Annotated in this window: 32 protein-coding genes; 26 read left to right on the forward strand and 6 right to left on the reverse strand. The window is 69.1% G+C overall.

What is annotated here, in order from left to right; genetic code table 11:
- Positions 1-3: 3 nt before the first annotated feature.
- From OG455_RS40415 to OG455_RS40430, 4 genes are read right to left on the reverse strand one after another with little or no spacing between them, the layout of a single operon-like run.
- On the reverse strand, positions 4-1,380 hold the full coding sequence (locus OG455_RS40415) for an aldehyde dehydrogenase (protein ID WP_266301762.1): 1,377 nt from the start codon (positions 1,378-1,380) through the stop codon (positions 4-6).
- Positions 1,377-2,093 carry a gamma-glutamyl-gamma-aminobutyrate hydrolase family protein gene (locus OG455_RS40420; protein WP_266301763.1) on the reverse strand — a complete coding sequence of 239 codons (717 nt, stop codon included), beginning with the start codon at positions 2,091-2,093 and terminating at the stop codon, positions 1,377-1,379. The genes OG455_RS40415 and OG455_RS40420 overlap by 4 nt, the downstream gene beginning before the upstream one ends.
- Positions 2,090-3,448 carry a glutamine synthetase family protein gene (locus tag OG455_RS40425; RefSeq protein ID WP_266301764.1) on the reverse strand — a complete coding sequence of 453 codons (1,359 nt, stop codon included), beginning with the start codon at positions 3,446-3,448 and terminating at the stop codon, positions 2,090-2,092. The genes OG455_RS40420 and OG455_RS40425 overlap by 4 nt, the downstream gene beginning before the upstream one ends.
- On the reverse strand, positions 3,445-4,638 hold the full coding sequence (locus OG455_RS40430) for an amino acid permease (RefSeq protein WP_266301765.1): 1,194 nt from the start codon (positions 4,636-4,638) through the stop codon (positions 3,445-3,447). Before OG455_RS40430 ends, OG455_RS40425 begins: the two co-directional genes overlap by 4 nt.
- 30 nt (positions 4,639-4,668) lie before the next feature.
- Between OG455_RS40430 and OG455_RS40435 the strand changes: the two genes are divergently transcribed.
- Positions 4,669-6,195, forward strand: a complete 1,527-nt coding sequence (locus OG455_RS40435) for a recombinase family protein (RefSeq protein WP_266301766.1) — start codon at positions 4,669-4,671, stop codon at positions 6,193-6,195.
- A gap of 4 nt (positions 6,196-6,199) precedes the next feature.
- On the opposite strand, the gene OG455_RS40440 is transcribed toward OG455_RS40435, so the two are convergent.
- Both OG455_RS40440 and OG455_RS40445 read right to left on the reverse strand, forming a co-directional pair.
- Positions 6,200-6,688 (reverse strand): hypothetical protein, encoded by a 489-nt coding sequence (locus tag OG455_RS40440; protein WP_266301767.1) that lies wholly within the window; start codon positions 6,686-6,688, stop codon positions 6,200-6,202.
- Between the two features lie 49 nt (positions 6,689-6,737).
- Entirely contained in the window at positions 6,738-7,184 is a 447-nt protein-coding gene (locus tag OG455_RS40445; protein ID WP_266301768.1) for a helix-turn-helix domain-containing protein, read from the reverse strand.
- A gap of 237 nt (positions 7,185-7,421) precedes the next feature.
- Between OG455_RS40445 and OG455_RS40450 the strand changes: the two genes are divergently transcribed.
- The 25 genes from OG455_RS40450 to OG455_RS40570 all read left to right on the forward strand — a co-directional run bounded on the left by OG455_RS40450 (position 7,422) and on the right by OG455_RS40570 (position 19,100).
- Positions 7,422-7,631 (forward strand): helix-turn-helix transcriptional regulator, encoded by a 210-nt coding sequence (locus OG455_RS40450; RefSeq protein WP_266301769.1) that lies wholly within the window; start codon positions 7,422-7,424, stop codon positions 7,629-7,631.
- Positions 7,628-7,807: a hypothetical protein gene (locus OG455_RS40455; protein WP_266301770.1), complete on the forward strand. Its 180-nt coding sequence runs from the start codon at positions 7,628-7,630 to the stop codon at positions 7,805-7,807. Before OG455_RS40450 ends, OG455_RS40455 begins: the two co-directional genes overlap by 4 nt.
- Before the next feature lie 81 nt (positions 7,808-7,888).
- A complete protein-coding gene (locus OG455_RS40460; RefSeq protein ID WP_266301771.1) occupies positions 7,889-8,179 on the forward strand; it encodes a hypothetical protein in 291 nt (96 codons plus the stop codon).
- A 172-nt stretch (positions 8,180-8,351) separates the two neighbouring features.
- Positions 8,352-8,618, forward strand: a complete 267-nt coding sequence (locus OG455_RS40465; RefSeq protein WP_266301772.1) for a hypothetical protein — start codon at positions 8,352-8,354, stop codon at positions 8,616-8,618.
- On the forward strand, positions 8,618-8,983 hold the full coding sequence (locus OG455_RS40470) for a hypothetical protein (RefSeq protein WP_266301773.1): 366 nt from the start codon (positions 8,618-8,620) through the stop codon (positions 8,981-8,983). Before OG455_RS40465 ends, OG455_RS40470 begins: the two co-directional genes overlap by 1 nt.
- Positions 8,980-9,894 carry a hypothetical protein gene (locus tag OG455_RS40475; protein WP_266301774.1) on the forward strand — a complete coding sequence of 305 codons (915 nt, stop codon included), beginning with the start codon at positions 8,980-8,982 and terminating at the stop codon, positions 9,892-9,894. Before OG455_RS40470 ends, OG455_RS40475 begins: the two co-directional genes overlap by 4 nt.
- Positions 9,894-11,075, forward strand: coding sequence for a hypothetical protein (locus OG455_RS40480; protein ID WP_266301775.1), 1,182 nt, complete (start codon positions 9,894-9,896; stop codon positions 11,073-11,075). The genes OG455_RS40475 and OG455_RS40480 overlap by 1 nt, the downstream gene beginning before the upstream one ends.
- On the forward strand, positions 11,072-11,911 hold the full coding sequence (locus tag OG455_RS40485; RefSeq protein WP_266301776.1) for an exonuclease domain-containing protein: 840 nt from the start codon (positions 11,072-11,074) through the stop codon (positions 11,909-11,911). Before OG455_RS40480 ends, OG455_RS40485 begins: the two co-directional genes overlap by 4 nt.
- A gap of 32 nt (positions 11,912-11,943) precedes the next feature.
- Positions 11,944-12,129, forward strand: a complete 186-nt coding sequence (locus OG455_RS40490; protein WP_266301777.1) for a hypothetical protein — start codon at positions 11,944-11,946, stop codon at positions 12,127-12,129.
- Between the two features lie 4 nt (positions 12,130-12,133).
- The gene (locus OG455_RS40495) at positions 12,134-12,679 is read left to right on the forward strand and encodes a hypothetical protein (protein ID WP_266301778.1); all 546 of its coding nucleotides are present in this window, start codon (positions 12,134-12,136) and stop codon (positions 12,677-12,679) included.
- Positions 12,676-12,912 carry a hypothetical protein gene (locus tag OG455_RS40500; protein WP_266301779.1) on the forward strand — a complete coding sequence of 79 codons (237 nt, stop codon included), beginning with the start codon at positions 12,676-12,678 and terminating at the stop codon, positions 12,910-12,912. Before OG455_RS40495 ends, OG455_RS40500 begins: the two co-directional genes overlap by 4 nt.
- Positions 12,912-13,307, forward strand: coding sequence for a hypothetical protein (locus tag OG455_RS40505; RefSeq protein WP_266301780.1), 396 nt, complete (start codon positions 12,912-12,914; stop codon positions 13,305-13,307). The genes OG455_RS40500 and OG455_RS40505 overlap by 1 nt, the downstream gene beginning before the upstream one ends.
- A gap of 106 nt (positions 13,308-13,413) precedes the next feature.
- Positions 13,414-14,031: a hypothetical protein gene (locus OG455_RS40510; protein WP_266301781.1), complete on the forward strand. Its 618-nt coding sequence runs from the start codon at positions 13,414-13,416 to the stop codon at positions 14,029-14,031.
- Entirely contained in the window at positions 14,028-14,333 is a 306-nt protein-coding gene (locus OG455_RS40515) for a WhiB family transcriptional regulator (protein WP_266301782.1), read from the forward strand. The genes OG455_RS40510 and OG455_RS40515 overlap by 4 nt, the downstream gene beginning before the upstream one ends.
- Positions 14,330-14,512, forward strand: a complete 183-nt coding sequence (locus tag OG455_RS40520; RefSeq protein ID WP_266301783.1) for a hypothetical protein — start codon at positions 14,330-14,332, stop codon at positions 14,510-14,512. The genes OG455_RS40515 and OG455_RS40520 overlap by 4 nt, the downstream gene beginning before the upstream one ends.
- Positions 14,509-14,673: a hypothetical protein gene (locus tag OG455_RS40525; protein ID WP_266301784.1), complete on the forward strand. Its 165-nt coding sequence runs from the start codon at positions 14,509-14,511 to the stop codon at positions 14,671-14,673. Before OG455_RS40520 ends, OG455_RS40525 begins: the two co-directional genes overlap by 4 nt.
- Entirely contained in the window at positions 14,670-15,185 is a 516-nt protein-coding gene (locus OG455_RS40530; protein ID WP_266301785.1) for a single-stranded DNA-binding protein, read from the forward strand. Before OG455_RS40525 ends, OG455_RS40530 begins: the two co-directional genes overlap by 4 nt.
- On the forward strand, positions 15,185-15,667 hold the full coding sequence (locus OG455_RS40535; protein ID WP_266301786.1) for an AP2 domain-containing protein: 483 nt from the start codon (positions 15,185-15,187) through the stop codon (positions 15,665-15,667). The genes OG455_RS40530 and OG455_RS40535 overlap by 1 nt, the downstream gene beginning before the upstream one ends.
- A gap of 88 nt (positions 15,668-15,755) precedes the next feature.
- Positions 15,756-16,850 (forward strand): hypothetical protein, encoded by a 1,095-nt coding sequence (locus OG455_RS40540; RefSeq protein WP_266301787.1) that lies wholly within the window; start codon positions 15,756-15,758, stop codon positions 16,848-16,850.
- Positions 16,847-17,506, forward strand: a complete 660-nt coding sequence (locus OG455_RS40545) for a hypothetical protein (RefSeq protein ID WP_266301788.1) — start codon at positions 16,847-16,849, stop codon at positions 17,504-17,506. The genes OG455_RS40540 and OG455_RS40545 overlap by 4 nt, the downstream gene beginning before the upstream one ends.
- Positions 17,503-17,739 (forward strand): hypothetical protein, encoded by a 237-nt coding sequence (locus OG455_RS40550; RefSeq protein WP_266301789.1) that lies wholly within the window; start codon positions 17,503-17,505, stop codon positions 17,737-17,739. The genes OG455_RS40545 and OG455_RS40550 overlap by 4 nt, the downstream gene beginning before the upstream one ends.
- Before the next feature lie 185 nt (positions 17,740-17,924).
- The gene (locus tag OG455_RS40555) at positions 17,925-18,107 is read left to right on the forward strand and encodes a hypothetical protein (RefSeq protein WP_266301790.1); all 183 of its coding nucleotides are present in this window, start codon (positions 17,925-17,927) and stop codon (positions 18,105-18,107) included.
- Between the two features lie 38 nt (positions 18,108-18,145).
- Positions 18,146-18,490, forward strand: a complete 345-nt coding sequence (locus tag OG455_RS40560) for a hypothetical protein (RefSeq protein ID WP_266301791.1) — start codon at positions 18,146-18,148, stop codon at positions 18,488-18,490.
- On the forward strand, positions 18,487-18,867 hold the full coding sequence (locus OG455_RS40565) for an SLOG family protein (RefSeq protein WP_266301792.1): 381 nt from the start codon (positions 18,487-18,489) through the stop codon (positions 18,865-18,867). The genes OG455_RS40560 and OG455_RS40565 overlap by 4 nt, the downstream gene beginning before the upstream one ends.
- Before the next feature lie 17 nt (positions 18,868-18,884).
- The gene (locus OG455_RS40570; RefSeq protein ID WP_266301793.1) at positions 18,885-19,100 is read left to right on the forward strand and encodes a hypothetical protein; all 216 of its coding nucleotides are present in this window, start codon (positions 18,885-18,887) and stop codon (positions 19,098-19,100) included.
- Positions 19,101-19,151: the final 51 nt, after the last annotated feature.

Below are 19,151 nucleotides of genomic sequence, written 5' to 3' on the forward strand. Positions count from 1 at the left end.
TGACTACTCCTCCGTGGAGATGAAGACGTTCTTGGTTTCGGTGAAGGCACTGAGGGCGTCGGGGCCCAGCTCGCGGCCGAGACCCGACTGCTTGAAGCCGCCGAACGGCGTGGTGTAGCGGACCGAGGAGTGCGAGTTGACCGAGAGGTTGCCGGCCTCCACGCCCTGGGCCACCCGCAGCGCGCGGCCCAGGTCCCTGGTCCAGATCGAGCCGGCCAGGCCGTACTCGGTGGCGTTGGCGATCCGCAGCGCGTCCGCCTCGTCGGTGAACGGGACGACGGCGACCACCGGACCGAAGACCTCCTCGGTGAAGACCCGCGCGCCCTGGTCCACCGGGGTCAGCACGGTGGGCGGGAACCAGAAGCCCCTGCCCTCGGGCACCTTGCCCTGCAGGTGGATCGAGACGTCGTCGGTCAGGTAGGCGCTGACCCGGGCATGGTGCGCGGCCGAGATCAGCGGTCCCATCTCGGTGGCCTCGTCGCGCGGGTCGCCCACCTTGACCCCGAGCACGGCCGGCTCCAGCAGCGCCAGGAACTCGTCCAGCGCGCTCTCCTGGACCAGGATCCGGGACCGCGCGCAGCAGTCCTGGCCCGCGTTGTCGAAGACGGCGTACGGCGCGGTGGCGGCCGCCCTGGCCAGGTCGGCGTCGGCGAAGACGATGTTGGCGCTCTTGCCGCCGAGCTCCAGGGTGACCGGCTTGACCTGCTCGGCGCAGCCGGCCGCGATCTCCTTGCCGACCCGGGTGGAGCCGGTGAAGACCACCTTGCGCACGTCGGGATGGGTGACGAAGCGGCGCCCGACCACCGGGCCGTGGCCGGGCAGCACCTGGAAGACACCCTCGGGGATGCCCGCGGCGAGCGCGAGCTCGGCCAGCCGCAGCGCGGTCAGCGGGGTGAGCTCGGCGGGCTTGAGCACCACCGTGTTGCCGGCCGCCAGCGCCGGGGCCAGGCCCCAGGCGGCGATCGGCAGCGGGAAGTTCCACGGCACGATGACGCCGACCACGCCCAGCGGTTCCTGGAAGGTGACGTCGATCCCGCCGGCCACCGGGATCTGCCGGCCGAAGAGCCGCTCGGGCGCGGCGGCGTAGTACTCGATGACGTCGCGGGCGTTGCCCGCCTCCCAGCGGGCGTTGCCGATGGTGTGGCCCGCGTTGGCCACCTCCAGCTGGGCCAGGTGCTCGCGGTCGGCGTCCACGGCGGCGGCGAAGGCGCGCAGCAGCCGGGCCCGGTCGGCCGGGCTGACCCGGCGCCAGCTCTCGAAGGCGGCCCTGGCCCGGGCGATGGCGGCGTCGGTCCTGGCCAGGTCGGCCATCTCGACTCGCTCGATCACCTCCTCGGTGGCGGGGTTGACCACCTCGTAGAGGTCGGCGGTGTCGGTCACGGGGTCTTCTCCTCAACGGCGTCGACGAAGGATCTGAAGAGTCTCGGGTCACCGGGGTCGGCCTCCGGGTGCCACTGGACGCCCAGCGCGAAGCGCGCGCCGGGCAGTTCGAGGGCCTCCACGGTGCCGTCGGCGGCGAAGGCCACCGGGCGCAGGCCGGTGCCGATCCGGTCCACCGCCTGGTGGTGGTAGCAGAGCACCTCGGGGCGCTCGCCCAGGATGCCGGCCAGCCGGCTCTCCGGCTCCACCCGCACCGGGCGGCGGTGGAAGGTGGCCGGGGCGCTCTGGTGGCTCTCGTCGCCGATCCGGTCGGGCAGGTGCTGGACCAGGTCGCCGCCGAGCGCCGCGTTGAGCACCTGCAGGCCGCGGCAGACCCCGAGCAGCGGCAGGTCCACGGCCAGCGCCGCCCGCACCAGCTCGAACTCCCAGGCGTCGCGCACCGGATGGGGTGCGCCGGTGCGGTGGTGCGGCTCGGCCCGGTAGCGTGCCGGGTCGACATCCGGGCCACCGGCCAGCACCAACCCGTCCAGCCGGGCCAGCAGGGCCCGCGCCACCGGGCCGGCCGGCTGCGGCGGCAGCAGCACCGGCACCGCGCCCGCTCCGATGACCGCGTCCACGTACAACTGCGGTACGAGTGCCGCCGGTTGGTTCCAGACACCCCAACTGGCCTGCTCCAGGTAGCTGGTGATCCCCACCAGCGGCAGCCCGGTCACAGCCGCTCGAACCCGCGCCGGCGCTCCCAGTCGGTCACCGCGGCGTCGAAGGCGGCCAGTTCGACCCGGCCGGCGTGGCTGTAGTGGCGCACCACGTCCTTGCCGAACGCGAGGGCGGCGACCTCGCTGGCCTCGAAGGCGCTCACCGCGTCGCGCAGCGTGGCCGGCACCCGGGGTGCGTCGGAGGCGTACGCGTTTCCGGTGAACTCGGGCTCCAGCTCCAGCTGTTGCTCCAGCCCGTGCAGCCCGGCCGCGATCAGCGCGGCGACCGCGAGGTACGGGTTGACGTCGCCGCCGGGCACCCGGTTCTCGAAGCGCAGCGAGGAGCCGTGGCCGACCACCCGCAGCGCGCAGGTGCGGTTGTCTCGGCCCCAGGCGATCGCGGTGGGCGCGAAGCTGCCCGGCACGTAGCGCTTGTAGGAGTTGACGGTCGGGGCCAGCAGGAGCGCGAAGTCGGCCAGGCAGGCGAGCTGTCCGGCCAGGAAGTGCTCCATCAGCTCGGAGAAGCCGTGCGGCCCCTCCCCCGCCAGCACCGGCGTACCGTCCGCGTCGCGCAGGCTCAGGTGGACGTGGCAGGAGTTGCCCTCGCGCTCGTTGTACTTGGCCATGAAGGTCAGGCTGACCTCCTCCTGCGCGGCGATCTCCTTGGCGCCGGTCTTGTAGACCGAGTGGTCGTCGCAGGCCTTCAGCGCGGTGGCGTACTTGAAGGCGATCTCGTGCTGGCCGAGGTTGCACTCGCCCTTGGCCGACTCGACGGTGAGCCCGGCGCCGGTCATCTCCCGGCGCAACCTGCGCAGCAGCGGCTCGATCCGCGCGGTGCCCAGGATCGAGTAGTCCACGTTGTACTGGTTGACCGGGGTGAGCTGCCGGTAGTCCTTGTCCCAGGCCTGCTCGTAGCTGTCCCGGAAGACGATGAACTCCAACTCGGTTCCCACGTAGGCCTGCCAGCCATAGGCTGCCAGGCGGTCCAGCTGCCGTTGCAGGATCTGCCGGGGCGAGACCGCCACCGGCGTGCCGTCCTGGTGCGCCAGGTCGCACTGCACCATCGCGGTGCCCGGGTGCCAGGGCACCGACCGCAGCGTGTCGAGGTCGGGCACCATGGCCAGGTCGCCGTAGCCGCTCTCCCAGGAGGAGACCTCGTAACCGTCGACGGTGTTCATCTCGATGTCCACCGCGAGCAGGTAGCCGCAGCCCTCGGCGGCGTGCCCCAGCACGTCGTTGAGGAAGTACTCGGCGTCCAGCCGCTTGCCCTGCAGCCGGCCCTGCATGTCGGTGATCGCCAGCACGACGGTGTCGATACTGCCGTCGGCGACGCGGGCGCGGAGCTGCTCCAGAGTCAGCCGTGCGCTGCTCATCCGTTCTCCTCCGAGGGGGTCGGGTCGGTCATGTCCTGGATCCGCGGGCCGGTGAACCAGCGTCGCGCCGAGCTGAACCACCAGAGGGCCGCGAAGCCGAGCACCACCGCGATGGCGACACTGGTGTAGTTGAAGTTCTTGGCGGTGATCGGGTCGAGCGTGGGGAGCATGAAGAGCACCGTGATCAGCGCGGTCCAGCCGACCGCCACGATGCCGATCGGCCGACTCCAGCGTCCCAGGTGCCAGGGCCCGCGTCGGAACTCCTCGCCCTGACGCAGCCTCAGGTACACCGGGATGACGTAGGCCAGGTAGAGGCCGATCACCGAGACCGAGGTGACGGCGGCGAAGGCGGTGGTGTTCCACAGGGCGGGCAGTCCGAGCAGGAAGGCGCCGCAGGTGGCCAGCCAGATCGCGTTGTTGGGGGTCTGGGTGCGCGGCGCGATCCGGTGCCAGAGCCGCGAGCCGGGCAGCGCGCCGTCCCGCGAGAAGGCGTAGATCATCCGGGAGTTGGCGGTGACCGAGGCCATCCCGCAGAAGAACTGGGCGCCGATCACGATGATCAGCAGGAACTCGGCGCCGTTGCGGCCGATCGCGTCCAGGAAGATCTGCGCGGGCGGCTCGCCGGTGGCGCTGTTCACCTCACCGCTGTAGTCCTGGATCGCGAAGGTCAGGCCGATCAGCAGGATCCAGCCTGCCACCAGCGAGACCAGGATCGAGTTGACGATGCCGCGCGGCCCGGACCGGGCGGCGTCCCTGGTCTCCTCGGTCATGTGGGCCGAGGCGTCGTAGCCGGTCAGGGTGTACTGGGCGAGCAGCAGCCCGAGCAGCGACACGTAGAACGAGCTGTGGAAGCCGGTCTGGTTGACGAAGTGTCCGAAGACGAAGGAGACCGAGGTGTGGTGCTGCGGCACGATCGCCAGCACGCCGACGATGATCGCCACCCCCAGCAGGTGCCACCAGACGCTGACCGTGTTGAAGAGCGCGACCAGTTGGACGCCGAAGCTGTTCAGCAGCCCGTGCAGGACCAGGATCACCGCGAAGATGATGATCGTGTGGGGTGCGGTGGCGCTGAAGCCGAACCACAGGTCGAACAGTGCGTTGGTGAAGGTGGCCGCGCCGTAGTCGACGCTCGCGGTGACCGCGACCTGGCCCATGAAGTTGCACCAGGTCGTTAAGCCATAGCGGGGCATGTTGTCAGCGCAGGCGAGTAGCGTGACGCCATGGCTACCCGCATCCTCCCCCGTCGCGACACCCCCTACCGAGCCGCGCTCTACGGGCGCGCCAGCAGCGACCCCAAGAAGCGGGGCCGCTCGATCCGCGACCAGTTCGCCGTCGGCGAGGTCGAATGCGACGACCACAGCTGGGCGATCGTCGACTATTACGAGGATCGGGACCGATCCGCAAGTCGGGCCGCCAAGCAGGAGCGCGAAGACTTCAACCGGCTCGTCAGCGACATCAAGGCCGGCCTGGTCGACATCGTCGTCTACGCGGAGCGCTCCCGTGCGTCCCGGCGTCTCGATGTATCCCTCGAGCTGCGCACGTTGTGCGAGGACACGAACGTGCTGCTGTGCTACGACGGGCGCATCTACAACATGCATGTCCCCGCGGACCGTAAGGAGTTCACGCGGGACGCCGTGCAGTCCGAGGAGGAGGCCGAGAGCATCATCGGCCGCAGCCAGAGGACCGCTCGACTCAACGCGCAACGGGGGGCTCCTCACTCCTACGCCCCGTTCGGCTACACGCGGCGGTACGACCCGGAGGATGGTCATCTTCTGGGTCAGTTCCCGCATCCTACTCAGGCCGTGGACGTCGTCGAGATGTTTGAGCGCGTCGCATCAGGTGAGTCGATTAGCTCGGTGGTTTCCACGTTGCAGAAGCACCGACCGCGGGCGTCTCTGACGAGCCTGCGGGTCATCTTGAAGAACCGTTCGTACCTGGGCGTCCGCATGTACAAGGGCCAGGAAATGCCGAACTGCCAGTGGGAGCCCATCACTGACGACCCTGACTGGCCGGAGCTCTTCGAGCAGGTGCAGCACATCCTGAAGGACTCCAGCCGGAAGACGATGCGCGAGAACCGGCTCGTGCACCTGCTGTCTGGCCTTGCGTGGTGTGCCCCCTGCCTCAAGGCGGGCAAGCGCCTCCCGGAGTCTGTGCTGCGTGTGTCGCGCCGTCAGGGCGCCGCCCGCTACCGGTGCCCTACCGCGAGTGGCCACGTCATGATCCTGAAGGAGGTTCTGGATGCGTACGTGGAGGCCTCAGTCATCGAGTGGCTGTCGTCACCGGCCGCCACGGCTGCACTGGGACCCAAGCAGGACGTCTCGCAGATCAGGAAGCTGCAGAACCGGATTGTCAGCATGAAGGAGCAGCTCGAAACGGCGAGGTCGATGGCCGGGGAGCTGGATGACGATGGCCGTCCGCGGCTGTCGATCGCATCGCTCGCGACGACTGAGAGGCTCCTTTTGCCGCAGGTCGAGCGGGATGAGATCGAGTTGAGCCGGCTCCTCACTCCCCAGGACGCTCTCCTGGGCCGGCTCGCAGGCGTTCCTGTCAAGGAGCTCCACAGGACCTGGGGTCAGCTGAAGCTCTCGGAGCAGCGGCGGGTCCTCAGGTCGGTGGTCAACATCGAGCTGCGGCCTGCGTCGAGCCATGGGGAGCGGCGGTTTCGTTCCGAGCGGGTTGGCCTGACGTTTCGTGGCGCACCTGGGTTCGTCTCGCCATCTGATCGCTCTGGGGTAGGCCGGGATTGAGGTGCTAGGGGTTGGGCTGCCGCGCCGGGTTCGCCAGGGGGGCGCCGGTAGGGCGTCGGTCGGCCAGGTAGATCAGAGATCCGGCCGGGATGTTGACGCCCTCTTTGTGTATGCCGTTCCGCTCGTTGAGGGCCCCGATCTCGTATGCCTTGCAGAGCTCCTGGGCCCGGGTGTTTTCGAATTCATCTCGCATGTCTGCTATCGCCTCGGTGAGGCGCTCCTCGTTGCGAGCCTCTTCCTCGGCCGCGGCGACGCGGAGGCGGTTGCGTGCGGCGATGTTTGCCATGTGGGAGGCCTGGCTTTGTGCAGTGCGCTCGGCGAGGCCCCGGCGCTCCTCGGTGGTATCGGTGAGGTGTTCCTCGAGGTGTGCGAGCCAGCGGCGTATGAAGATGAGCACGGTGATCGTGCATCCCACGATTGCGGTTGAGATTTCGGCGCCGCTGGGGTTGACGGTGTAGATCAGGATCGTGAATGCCCCCGCTGCCGCTGCCATTAGGGCTGTGCGGCCCCACGATCGCCTGTACATTTTTGACCCCCTGAGGTCAGCCGTCCTGTGCCGCGCTCTCGATGGTGTCGGAGGTGTCGGCGCTTGGCTCAGCGAGGCGCTGGAAGAGGGCGTGCACCATCTCGCGGCCGAAGGGGTCGAGCCTCCAGGCATCTGCCACATCATCAGGAGTGATAGGAGGCGATGCTACTGGCTCCGGGAGCGTTTGTGACCGCTCTTCGGCTGGGAGGATTCCGGATTCGCGGAACAGCTCAAGGGGGTCCTTCCCGAGGGCGCGTGCGAGGCCGGTGAAGTACTCGGCTCGTGGCATGCGCTCGCCGAGGATGAGTCGGCTGACTGTGGACTGGGACATGCCTGCGGCGGCGGCGAGGCGCTTGATGGCGCCGCTGTTGATGCGGTCGACCTCGTAGCCGGCGTCCAGGGCCGCTTGGCGGATGTAGTCGGCGAATTGCTTGAGTGACGTGTTCACGGTGGGACCGTCCATGTGGTGATGCTAGCTAGCTCGCATGACGCCTGTCACCGGTCATGCTCATAAGCAACTCTACAGGTCAGGCCATCCGTGGCGACATAAGGGAACGTCGGCCATCACCAACTTGCGTCTGGCATATGCCAACCCATCGAGCATGAAGAACCGCTCCGCGTCTTGCCATCGAGCATGATGCAGGTCTAACGTCATGCCTGTGAGCATGATGCTTCACGGCATGACGAACGGAGGTGACTCATGAGCAAGACCTTCCACGACAACTTCAAGCGCATCACCGCAGGCCAGAACATCGCGGAGATCACCAAAGCGACGGGCCTCGACCAGGGGTCGGTCTCCCGCTACCTGAACGGGAGCCGAGTTCCGCGCCTGCCTCGGCTGCGTCGGATTGCCCGCGCCTACAACGTCAGCGTCGACGAGCTCGACGAACCGCTCGAGGGTGCGGCATGACCCCCGAGGACCACCTGCGCATCCTCGGCCCAGAAATATTGGCCGAGATCCGCCTACTCGTTGCAGCCGCGCCGCCACCCAGCGCTGAGGTCATCGCGGAGCTGCAGCCGATCCTCGGCCCCGCATACGAGCGCATGCGGGCACTCGAAGCGCTCGGCGCCGCAGAAGCCGCTTGACCGATGAAGCGGGCCGCCCGTGGTGCGACCCACGGAACGGCCCTGACCTACCCCACCAACCATCACGAAAAGGAGCAGGCCGTGGACAAGCCTACCGATCTCCGTCCGACGATCACCGTCGGCACCCTGAACGACCTGAACGACCTGTATCTGACCAACCTGCGCACGCACCGCGGTCTGGCCGTCGGCAGCCGCGACGAAGTCCGCGACGGCCAGCGGTTCGGCCTGGGCGGCCTGCGGTGGCGCCTGGTCACCACCAGCGCCGTGTACGAGACCTTCACCGGCGAGGACGAGGTGCTGCCCGATCTGCCGGTGGCCCGCGATGGCTGGCCGTTCGCGATCTCTGACGGCGAGTCGGCGGTGGCGGCATGAACGCGAGGCCAGCGGAGCCGTCCGCGAAGGAGTGGCAGCACGAGTTGGCCCTGTTCAAGGCCCTCTGTGACCGCTGCGGGCGGAACCCGCTGACCTGGTCCGTGCAGACCCGTCGCCTATACCGGAAGCAGGTTCAGCGGTGCCGCAAGCACGACAGGCTCGGCGGTGCGGCGTGAATCTCCTCCATCTTCCCCATCGCCGGCAGAGCGTTTTCGCTCCGGCCGAGCCGGATCCGTTCGCCTGCCACTGCGTGGTCCACCACCCGGTAACGGTGGCTGAACGTGAGCTGGTTGGTGATCTGTGGCTCCTCGCGCTGATCGACGGCGACGAGGACCGGGCCGGCTATCTGCGAACCCAGCTGGCGACGATCTGCCCGGCCGCACAGGTGTGCGGGTGCGGGCGTCCGGTGCACGAGCACAACGAGATGAGGGCCGCCTGATGGGTCATGACGAGAGTCTGCACGCCCGTAATGACGTGGCGCTGCTGAGGGTGGTGCTGCGGGATCGGCTGGTCGCGGACCAGATGTGGCGTGCACTGGCTGAGGTGTGGCGGGAGCGGCCGGACCTGGTGACGGCTCAGCTCGACATGCTCGCGGACGTCCTACCGGCCCCGGCGGGTGCGTGGGACGAGGCGGTCGCCTCGATCGAGGGCGAGTTGCAGCTGCCAGAGGCGGAGGCGGAGTTGAGTCCCTCGGACGCCTACCGGCTGGCCTGTGAGCTGAAGACTGCGGCGGACAGCACGCTCCGGTCTCGGGTCGCGCCACTGTCGGCCTTCCCGCACCAGCAGGACAGGTGGGTCGCGTGACCATCACCAGCGAGGCCGGGGCTTCAGCTCCGGCCGGCCGACGCCGCACCACCAAGCCCGCACCGGTCGGCGAGGAGCGCATCCCGAAGCCCTCGCAGGGCTGGTACCGCGACCCCGTCACCGGCACCAGACTCCGCCGCGTCACCACCATCCTTGAACAAGGCTGCGCCAAGGGCGACGCCCTCACCATGTGGGCCGGCAACATCACTGCCGACACAGCCATGGACAACCTTCCCCGCCTCGTCGCAGCAAGCCTGCGCCCCGACGAGCGGGCCCAGATCACCGCCTGGCTGAAGCGCGCCCACATCCGCAAGAAGGACGAACGCGCCGACATCGGATCCGCCGTGCACCGCCTCATCGAGGCGCACGTCCTCGGCCAGCCCATGCCCGAGGAACTCGTCGAAAGCCCCGAACTCAACCCCTACCTGAGGCACTTCACCCGATTCGTCGACGAGTGGCAGGTCACCTTCGAGGCGTCCGAGATGGTCGTCGGCAGCCTGCAGCAGGGCTACGCCGGCACCCTCGACTACCTGCTGCGCTCGCCTGTCCTCGCGGCCCACTTCGAGGTCGCCGCCGACACCGTCTTTATGGGCGACACGAAGACCGGTGGTGAGTTGGATGTCCGCGGCGTGTACCCGGAAGCCGGCTTGCAGATGGCCGCGTACCGGAACGCCGCTGTGTGCTGGTTGCGTGACGGTTCGAAGGTCGAGATGCCCCCAACGCACTCTATGGGCGTGGTGCTGCATCTGCGACCGGAGGGCTACCGGCTGGTTCCGGTGCGCTGCGATCACGAGGTGTTCAAGGCGTTCCTCGTCATCCAGCGGGCCGCCGAGTGGACATCGGGCCTGTCGAAGAAGGTCGTCGGCTCAGCTCTCGCCCTCCCCGCCCTCACAGAGAAGAAGGCTGCCTGATGCCCATCTTGGACTTGCAGCGCCGAATGCGGCAGCTCGGTGAGATCCGCATCGGCCACGTCGTCGACACCGGCAAGGTCAGCAAGACGACCGGGAAGAAGATCCTGCGCCCGGCCAAGCTCGACAAGTTTCGCTTCACCTCACCGTCCCGGCAGATCCTCGAGCAGGTCGCCGCCCTGTACGGCGGAACTGTGCAGCCGTGGACGCCGGCGAACGGTGGGCCGTCCGAGTTCGAGGTGTACTCCACCGCTGACCGACTGCCCGTAGTGATCCCTCCGCAGAACGCGGTCTCACAGTGGTACGAGCTGTTCAAGGGCTCGAAGTGCGTCCGCCGTTGCGACGGCGCCACCGAGCACAAGAGCGACAAGCCGTGCCTCTGCGACCCGGTGAACCGCGAGTGCGCGATCACGACCCGGGTCAACGTGATGCTGCGTGACCTGCCGGCACTCGGTCAGTGGCTGCTCGTCTCCAAGGGCTACTACGCAGCGGTCGAGCTACCGCCAGCCGCTGAACTCCTCGCGCAGGTCGGCGGGTACGTGCCGGGCTGGCTCGGCATGGAGGAGAAGCTCGTTCAGCGGGACGAGAGGCCGGCCCGGTTCATGGTGCCGACGCTCGATGTGGAGATCACTCCGACGGAGTTGATGTCCGGTCAGCTCCGTGGCGGCGCTGGGCAGGTTGCTGCCGCTCCGGGGCGGGCAGCGATCGAGGCCCCGACCGTACAGGCGGGGCCACCGAAGGACTTCCACGCCCTTGCCATGGCCGCAAAGACGGTCGAGGAGGTCCGGCTGCTCTACAAGGAGGCCTCAGCCGCAGGTGCTCCAGTCGCGTACCTGGCCACGCTGGAGCAGATCGGAGCGGGCAAGGTTCGTAACGACGGCGGCTTGACCGAGCGTCTGTCGAACCCCGGGGACTACGGCGGTACTAGCGCCGAGGACGAGGCGGCTCAGGTGTCTGCGCTGTTCCACGACTCGCAGGACGACGTGATCGAGCCAGAGATCGTGAATGACGAGGACCCGACCGAGGTGTGGTTCCAGATCGTCGCCGCGGCTGGCGCTCGGGGCTGGTCCACCAGCCAGACCGAGGAAAGGTTCGCCGAGTTCTCCGGCGGCACGATGCCCGGGTCGGCCGAGACCACTCAGCTGCGGGAGTTCCTCACCTCCCTGAAGGCGGGGACGCGATGAGTTGGCAGCTGGGTCCGCGAGCAGCCTTCGACCTAGAAACAACCGGCGTGGACGTCGAGCAGGACCGGATCGTCACCGCTGCTGTGATCTACATCGACGGCACCACGGTCAAGCCGCGCACGTGGCTGCTCAACCCTGGTATCGAGATTCCGATCGACGCCACGAAGATTCATGGCATCAGCACGGCCCAGGCCGAGGCCGAGGGCATGGATGCCGCCAAGGGGGTCGAGGAGATCGCCACTGCGGTCGCCGAACTCGTTACGGCCGGGGTACCGCTCGTCGGGCACAACGTGTCATACGACCTGACGCTCCTCGACCGGGAGTGCCGGCGCCACGGGCTGGGCGGTCTGGAGGACATCTGCGGCCAGCCAATCCGGCCGGTCATCGACACCCGGGTTCTCGACCAGCAGGTTCTGACGCGACGTAAGCGTGTCTCGGCTGAGCAGGGCGCCCGGGTCCTGAAGACGGTGGCTCAGGTCTTCGGGTTGTCGTGGGACGACGAGGCCGCACATGGCTGCGAGTTCGACGCGATGGTGTCGGCCCGAGTCGCGTGGTGGATCGGTGAGATCGCGCACCGTGGCCCGTCCGGATATCCGGCGTGGGTGCTGTCTAACCGGTACGCCCGGTTCGGCACCGTCGCAGGCCTGTCTCTGGATGAATTGCACGACCGGCAGGTGGTGTGGGCCAGGGAGCAGGCGGCATCGCTTCAGGAGTGGTTCCGTACGGCTCCAGCTGAGCGGGGCGGGGATCCGAACGCTGTGGTGGACGGCAGTTGGCCTCTGCGTCCTTTCCGTCAGGCGGTGGCGGCCAGCGGGGCCGCCCTTCCGCCGCCGTAACACCCGGGTTGTCGGGCGAGCAGGTGCAGGTGTTGTCCCTGCTCGCCCGGGGCCTGGATTTCCCGCAGATCGCCAAGCAGGGCATCCCCGTCGACACGGGCCGCCGTCACCTCCGCGACGCGATGACCGCCCTCGGCGCCACCAACGCCACCCACACCATCGCACTCGCCATCGGCCACCAGCTTCTGCCGGCCGACACCGCCATATCCCAGGAGTAGCACCATGGATCTCCCAGGCAGCAAACGCCGTATCGCGGAACTCGAAGCCCGCAACGCCTACCTGCACCAGAAGATCGACGATCTCACCGCCAAGCAGGCCGGCCTGCCTGTCGCGCCCGACTGGGAGGCGATAGCCAAGCAACTCGCCACGGACCGCACCAAGGCCGAGCGCGCCGATCGGTGGCAGATCGCCAGGCTCGAAGCCGACCGCGACGTCTGGATCGAACTCAGCGCGGCGGCGAACCGTCGGATCAAGCGCCTGGCCCGGGGCGCTGCCCGCTACCGCAAGGCGCTCGCCGAACAGGGATCCCTCATTGCTGACCAGGCCACACGCCTGGACCGGTGGGAGGGCGGCGACCGGGCCCTGATGCCACTGCCGAGAACCGGGGCCGACGCGGTCTCTCAGCTCAACGAGACTCGGAAGCAGCTCGCGCAGCGAGTCGACCAGATCACCAAACTGGAAGCCCTGCTGGCGACGTTGCAGCAGGCCAACATGGATGCCGACCGGGAGACCCGCAGACCCGCCACGCATCTCCAGGCCGCGTCGTGAGGGCCGCGTTGGGCATGGGCGGGTACCTGGCCGCGACGCTCGGCACCGCCGCGCTACTCCTCGGCAAGTGGATCCGGAAGCCGGCCGCAGCCGGCCCGACCGGGCCGCTCGGCTTGGTCCAGGCCTTCGCGCACTGCCCCACCTGCGCCTCCGTGCAGCCGCACATCGTCCACGACACCACATGCCGCCGCTGCACCACCTGCGGCCACTCCACCTACGCCGGAGACCTCTGATGCGCCTCGCCGACTGGTGGCACGGTCGCGGACAGCACCGCGCCGCCGACCGCATCCCCGTCCTCACTCACGAGCGCAACCTGTGGCTCCTCGTCGCTCTCCGCCAGGCCGCCGACAACGTCAAGGTCGGCCGGGAACGCGACACCGTCACCGCGGTCGCCAACCACCTCGCCGCCGACCTTCATGAGCTGCAGGGCCAGCACGAGAACCTCCTCGGAGAACACGCCGAACTCGTCGCCCGGCACGCCGAGGCCACGGCTGTCAGCGTCCCTGCCCCAGCCGACGGGCAGCCCGCGATCCGCGAGCCCGACAACGAGACCACCCGTGAGATGACCATCTCCGCGATCTGGGGCATGGACGGCTCCCGCACCTGGATCCCCACGAAGGCCGCATGACTCGCCTGCTGCACCTGCTCCAGCATCACGAACCCGTCGACGCAGCCCTTTTGCTCGCCATCGTCGGCGCCACCCTCACCGCCCTCTCCCTCGCATGGAGACGACCATGACCCTGCTCCCCGTCGAAGCTCTCCCACCCCACATCGTCGACTCCCCCTCAGTCATCGGACTCGACACCGCCATCGGATCCGCCAGCTCCACCGGAACCGGCATCGCCTCCTCCCTCGGCTGGTGCGAAAGCGTCGGCTACCCCGACCGGAAGAAGCGTGGCCGCGAGTTCAGCAATCTCCCCCACGTCGAGCGGATGCGCGAACTCGTCAACCTCCGTGACCGCATCACCAACGAGATCGGCTGCCCCGACCTCGTCGTCCTTGAACTCCCCGCCCCCTCCCGCACCGGCGGCGGCAGCCACGAACGCGCCTGGCTGTGGTGGGAGATGTACCGCTGGCTCAACAGCAGCTACATCCCCGTCGCGCTACTCACCCCCAATCAGCGGGCCCTGTACGCCACCGGCAAGGGCAACGCGCCCAAGACCGCGGTGGTCGACGCAGTCGCCCGCCGCTGGACCGCCTGGTCCACCGGCGGAGACGACAACCTCGCCGACGCCGTCGTCCTCATGGCTGCCGGCCGCGACTACCTCGGCCACCCGATCGCCGACATGCCGAAGGCCAACCGTGCCGCCCTCGACAAGGCCGTCTGGCCGCACATGGGGGTGACCCAGTGAGCAGGGCCCGGTTCCTCTTCGACACCAGCGTCCCGAACTGGCACTACGACGCCGACTGCCGCGACCACGACCCGGAACTGTGGTTCGCCGATGGCACCGGCAAGGCCACCGCCTACAAGGACCTGCTCTACGCCAAGAGCATCTGCGATGCCTGCCCTGTCAGGCAGCTCTGCCTGGACGACGTGATGCGCCAAGAGGGCGGCATCGCGGCCGAAGGCCGCCACGGCATCCGCGCCGGCCTCACGCCCGACGAGCGGTACCAGCAGCACCGCCGCAACAACCGCAAGAAAGCCGCGGCGTGACCGCCCCGCGCCGCACCGGGTTCTCCGACCCCGTCGACCGGCCCGACAACTACCCCACCAGCGGTGCCACCAACACCCCCGCGGAGAAGTTCAACGCCCTTGTCACCGTTAGGCGCTGCGCCCGCGACGACGAAGAGCGGCACCTGTTCCTGCTCATGCTCGGCCTCGACCAGGCGTGAGCGAGCCCCGGCTCCTCGACTGGCGTGACCGCTCCCACTGGGCCGCCAAACCACTGCCCTGCCAGTACTGCGGCGGCCCCACCCACCTACGCGACAACCAACGACACCCCTCCCACAAGGTCTGCGCCGAGCAGGCCTCCAACGACAGGACCCCCGAATGAGCGCCCCCATCACCCTCACCGGCCGCCTCGGACAGGATCCCGAGCTGCGTTTCAGTCCCAGCGGCACAGCGATTGTGAAGCTCAGCATCGTCACCTCCCGGCGCACCAAGGACGACCAGGGCAACTGGTCGGACACCGACGTCACCTGGTGGGACTGCACCGGGTTCCGGCAGCTCGCCGAAAACGTCGCCTCCTCACTCGCCAAAGGCATGACGGTGATCGCCGCCGGCCGGGTCGTCCAGGACAACTGGCAGGACAAGGACGGCCAGAAGCGTTCCAAGCTCGCCATCAAGCTCGACGCCATCGGCCCCGACCTCAACCGGGCCACCGCCCGCGTCGAGAAGGCCAACTCCCAGCAGCAGGGCGGAGGGCAGCAGCGCCAGGCTCCGCAGCAGGACCCGTGGAACCAGGGCGGGCAGCCGCAGGGCCAGCAGGGCGGCTGGGGCGGCGGCGGATCGCAGGGCGGCAGCGGCTGGGGTGCGTCGCAGAACAACGATCAGGCGCCGTTCTGATGACCGCCATAGCCGTCCCCGCCAAGGCCGGAGACGTCTACGTCGACATCCTCTTGGATGAGGAGGACGTCGCCCGGCTCGCTGGCCGCAAGCTCTCCATCGGCTCCCACGGCTACGCCCAGATGTGGGACGGCCAGGTCATGCTCCTCCACCGCTGGCTCATGAACGTCCCAGCTGGCACCGGCTATCGCGTGATCGTCGACCACATCAACCACGACATCCTCGACTGCCGCCGCGAGAACCTGCGGATCGTCACGCCCACCGAGTCCAATCTCAACCGGCGTGTTGCGGCCCGGGATCTACCTCTCGGCGTCTACCGCGACCGGGGCGGCAAGCGCTACGTCGCCAAGATCAAGCGCCACCGCAAGTCCCGGAACCTCGGCACCTTCGACACCCCGGACCAGGCTGCGGAAGCCGTCGAGGCCGCCCGCAGGGAACTTGACCGGGGCGCGTTCGCTGCTCCCCCGCCAGCCGCGGCCTGACCCGAACCGCCCGGCCGGACTACTCCGCCGGCCGGGCTCACCCCGGCGCCCTCACGCCCCTATCGCACCCACCCGAAAGAAGCCTCGCATGGCACGTATCCGCTCGATCAAGCCCGAGTTGCGCACCTCGATCACGGTGTCGTCGTGGCCGTTCGAAGTCCGCTACTTCTTCGTGCTGCTCTGGGGCTACCTCGACGATTACGGCCGCGGTGTCGACGACGAACTCCTCATCGCCTCCGACTGCTTCCCCCGCGATCGGGGCGTCACGCCGGATGTCGTCGACAAGTGGCTGGAGACAATGGCCGAGTCGGGCCCCGTCTGCCGCTACGAGGTCGATGGCCGAAGGTACTTGCACTGCCCGAACTGGCCGGAGCACCAGAAGCCGCAGCACCCGGGTAAGCCGAGGGTGCCCCCGTGCCCGGACGACGAGCCGGATGACTTCCTGATGTGGCGTGGGGCGAATCCGCCCCGCCAGCGGGACCGCTCACGAAAGTCTCGCGAGGGACTCATGAGTGTCTCTCCGGCCCCTTTTGGAGCCTCATTTCCACCCTCCGGAGGGGTTGATTTCAAGGGCGAGACCCCCTTGAAGGGCTCCGTCGTGTCCCTGCTCGACCGCGGCTCTTCCATCAAGCCCTCGAACAACATCACCGCTGATCAGACCCCTTGCGAAAACCCTCACGAGAATGTCGTGAACCTCTCCGGAGCACCTCACGAAACCCTCACCCCTGAGCAGGGAGCAGGGAGCAGGGAGCAAGGGAGCAGGGAGAAAGACAACTCGGCGGCCAAGCCGCACGAGGCCGACACCCGCCGCGCCGACGTCGAACAGGCCTGCCAGCTCCTCGCCGACCTCGTCCACGAAAACGGCAGCACCCGACCCACCGTCACCCAGCGCTGGCGCGACGCCGCCCGCCTGATGCTCGACAAGGACGGCCGGACCCTCGACGAGGTCCTCGGTGCGATCCGCTGGTGCCAGGCCGACGAGTTCTGGCGATCCAACGTCATGGCTATGCCCAAGCTCCGCTCCCAGTACGACCGGCTGCGGCTCGAAGCCCAGCGCAAGCGCAACGCCGGCGCCCAACTCGCCGCCACCGGCACCGACGGCCGCCAACTCTCCACCGCCGACCGCCGCGTCCACGACGCGGCCCAGCTCGCAGCCCGCCTCGCCGCAGAGGAAAACCAATGACCCCCAGCGAAGCCGCCACCCTCCTCGGCCACATCGCCGCCTTCGACCGCCGCACCATCGGCGAAGTCGACGCCCGCGCCTGGGCCGCAGCCCTCCACGACACCCCCCTCGACCGCGACACCCTCAACGCCGTCGCCCGCTACTTCGCCACCCCACCCGAGAAGCCCGACGCCCGACGCTGGCTCGAACCCCACCACGTCCGCACCCTGCGTGCCGAAATCCGCGCCGAACGGATCCCCGACGGGGCGTTCACCTACCCGGCGCTCGACCGGGACGAGACCGGCGCCGAGTTCGTGCAACGCCGACGCGCCCAGATCCGGGCCATCGCCGACGGCCGGATCGAAGCCGAACCGATCCGCGAGATCACCGGCGGCCCGCACCCCAGCGTCACCGACACGGTCGCCCGCATCGGACAGATCCCCGAGCACCTGCGCGCCGAGCTCGCCGCGGCCGGCATCGGCGCCAAGCGCGGCCAGTGGCCCGAGTTGGCGATTCCCTGCCCGCTGCACGCCTGCCGCGCAGAGGCCTGGAACCCCTGCCGGACCACGAGGGGCAAGCGCATGCAGCAGGGCACGCACCCGAGCCGGCGGGACGCCTGGAAGAAGACCCAGGACCTGTACGTCGTGACCGACGCCGATCCGCAGGAAGCGTCATGACCTCCCAGGTCAGCCCGGTACCCGATGCGGTGGCGGCGCTGATCCAGGGCGTCCTCGACGATCACCCGGCGGCGGAGCGGGCCGCGTACGGGCGGCTGATCGTGAGGGCTCTGCGGGAGGACGGCTGGCTGGTGGTGGCGCCGACGGGCCGTGGCACAACGCGGGCCGTTGACGGGCCGTCCAATAGCGCTCCGGGTGCGCGGTGCAAGGGAAACGCTCACAAGGCCGCGTAGCACCCCGAAGCTGCCCAGCTCCGTCCACGGCCCGAGAGACCGTTCTAGCAAAACTACGACAGCGAAATGAGGCACCTATGGGTGACACCGACTCCCCCACCCCGGCCCGGAGCGCCATCTCGTGCTCGTGCGGGGCCCGCTGGACCGGCCTGCGTCGCGCCCATTGCGCAGCAGCCGGCTGCCACGTGACGTTCAACTCGGACTCGGCCGCAGCGATGCACCGCAAGGGCTCGTTCGCCGACGGCACCCGCCGGTGCATACCCCCGGCAGATGCGGGGCTCGTCTCGGTCGAGCACCCGTGGGGGCTGTGCTGGCAGAAACCCGGCTCCGACGAGCGGTTCGTGCGCAGCGGGGCGGTGGAGTTGTGAACGCCGCGGGGAAGCCGGAGCTGCCGACAAGGGAGCAGTTGCTGAACCTGGTGGACCGCACGGAACGGCGCGCCCTGACACCGCCCGAGGCCCACCAACTGCGCATCGGCGTGGTGCATCTGGCGTCGCAGTTGGGTGGCGCGGGCGGTCGGATTCGGAAGCTGACCGCGGATCTGGATGAGGCGCGGCGTCAGCGGGACGAGGCGGTGCGGGAGTTGGCGTTGTCGGGTCCGCAGGTGGTGCCTTGCGGGTTTTGTGGCGCTGCGGCTGGTGAGCGGTGCCGGTCGGTGCGGGGTGTTGAGCCGCCGCGGCAGCCGCATACGGCCAGGTTGGATGCGGCGCAGCGGTGGCTGTTCCGGCAGGGGCTCGGGGAGGCGTCGTGACGGCCCGGGTGTTGGTGACGGGTAGCCGGTCCTGGCCTGACGCCGCAGCGGTGGAGGCGGCGCTGCTGGAAGCCTGGCACGACGCTCTGCAGGCCGGGCACGACGGGATTGTCGTGGTGCACGGCGGCTGTCCGACGGGCGCGGATCGTTTGGCGTGGGAGTGGGCTGCTGCGCGCGACGTGATGGTCGAGGTGCACGTGGCGGGCTGGGCGCAGCACGGTCGGGCGGCGGGTCCGTTGCGGAACCAGGCGATGGTTGCTGCTGGTGCGGTGGTGTGTCTCGCGTTCCCGTTGGGCCGGTCGGTCGGCACGCGGGATTGCATGCGGCGTGCGGCTGCGGCTGGGATTCCGGTGCGGGATCTGGGGGCTCGGCGGTGAGCGCGTACCGACTGGACGTGGCGGAGCTCTACCGGCGGGTCGACGGGCGCCGTCGGGAGCGTGGCTTGTCGTGGCGCCGGCTGGCCGCCGAGTTGGGCTTGTCGGCGTCGACGCTCGTGCGGATGGGAGGCGGTGGTGCTCCGGATGCTGACGCGCTGGTGACGCTGCTGGTGTGGCTGGACCTGGACGCGGGGATCACGGGGCTGGTTCTGCCGACCGGTGGGCAGTCGTGAGCGGGCAGCAGAAGACGCCCCACGGCGGTGGCCGTGTGGCTGGGCGGGGGC

Origin of the sequence: Kitasatospora sp. NBC_01287, from assembly GCF_026340565.1 — a bacterium.
Classification (GTDB): domain Bacteria; phylum Actinomycetota; class Actinomycetes; order Streptomycetales; family Streptomycetaceae; genus Kitasatospora.

Coding starts and splice junctions, on each gene's coding strand:
- OG455_RS40455 (WP_266301770.1), top strand. CDS start 7,628: ATGACCCCCGAGGACCACCTGCGCATCCTCGGCCCAGAAATATTGGCC.
- OG455_RS40535 (WP_266301786.1), top strand. CDS start 15,185: ATGACCGCCATAGCCGTCCCCGCCAAGGCCGGAGACGTCTACGTCGAC.
- OG455_RS40430 (WP_266301765.1), bottom strand. CDS start 4,638: ATGCCCCGCTATGGCTTAACGACCTGGTGCAACTTCATGGGCCAGGTC.
- OG455_RS40540 (WP_266301787.1), top strand. CDS start 15,756: ATGGCACGTATCCGCTCGATCAAGCCCGAGTTGCGCACCTCGATCACG.
- OG455_RS40450 (WP_266301769.1), top strand. CDS start 7,422: ATGAGCAAGACCTTCCACGACAACTTCAAGCGCATCACCGCAGGCCAG.
- OG455_RS40550 (WP_266301789.1), top strand. CDS start 17,503: ATGACCTCCCAGGTCAGCCCGGTACCCGATGCGGTGGCGGCGCTGATC.
- OG455_RS40425 (WP_266301764.1), bottom strand. CDS start 3,448: ATGAGCAGCGCACGGCTGACTCTGGAGCAGCTCCGCGCCCGCGTCGCC.
- OG455_RS40445 (WP_266301768.1), bottom strand. CDS start 7,184: ATGGACGGTCCCACCGTGAACACGTCACTCAAGCAATTCGCCGACTAC.
- OG455_RS40505 (WP_266301780.1), top strand. CDS start 12,912: ATGCGCCTCGCCGACTGGTGGCACGGTCGCGGACAGCACCGCGCCGCC.
- OG455_RS40440 (WP_266301767.1), bottom strand. CDS start 6,688: ATGGCAGCGGCAGCGGGGGCATTCACGATCCTGATCTACACCGTCAAC.
- OG455_RS40470 (WP_266301773.1), top strand. CDS start 8,618: ATGGGTCATGACGAGAGTCTGCACGCCCGTAATGACGTGGCGCTGCTG.
- OG455_RS40545 (WP_266301788.1), top strand. CDS start 16,847: ATGACCCCCAGCGAAGCCGCCACCCTCCTCGGCCACATCGCCGCCTTC.
- OG455_RS40510 (WP_266301781.1), top strand. CDS start 13,414: ATGACCCTGCTCCCCGTCGAAGCTCTCCCACCCCACATCGTCGACTCC.
- OG455_RS40495 (WP_266301778.1), top strand. CDS start 12,134: ATGGATCTCCCAGGCAGCAAACGCCGTATCGCGGAACTCGAAGCCCGC.
- OG455_RS40480 (WP_266301775.1), top strand. CDS start 9,894: ATGCCCATCTTGGACTTGCAGCGCCGAATGCGGCAGCTCGGTGAGATC.
- OG455_RS40435 (WP_266301766.1), top strand. CDS start 4,669: ATGGCTACCCGCATCCTCCCCCGTCGCGACACCCCCTACCGAGCCGCG.
- OG455_RS40530 (WP_266301785.1), top strand. CDS start 14,670: ATGAGCGCCCCCATCACCCTCACCGGCCGCCTCGGACAGGATCCCGAG.
- OG455_RS40485 (WP_266301776.1), top strand. CDS start 11,072: ATGAGTTGGCAGCTGGGTCCGCGAGCAGCCTTCGACCTAGAAACAACC.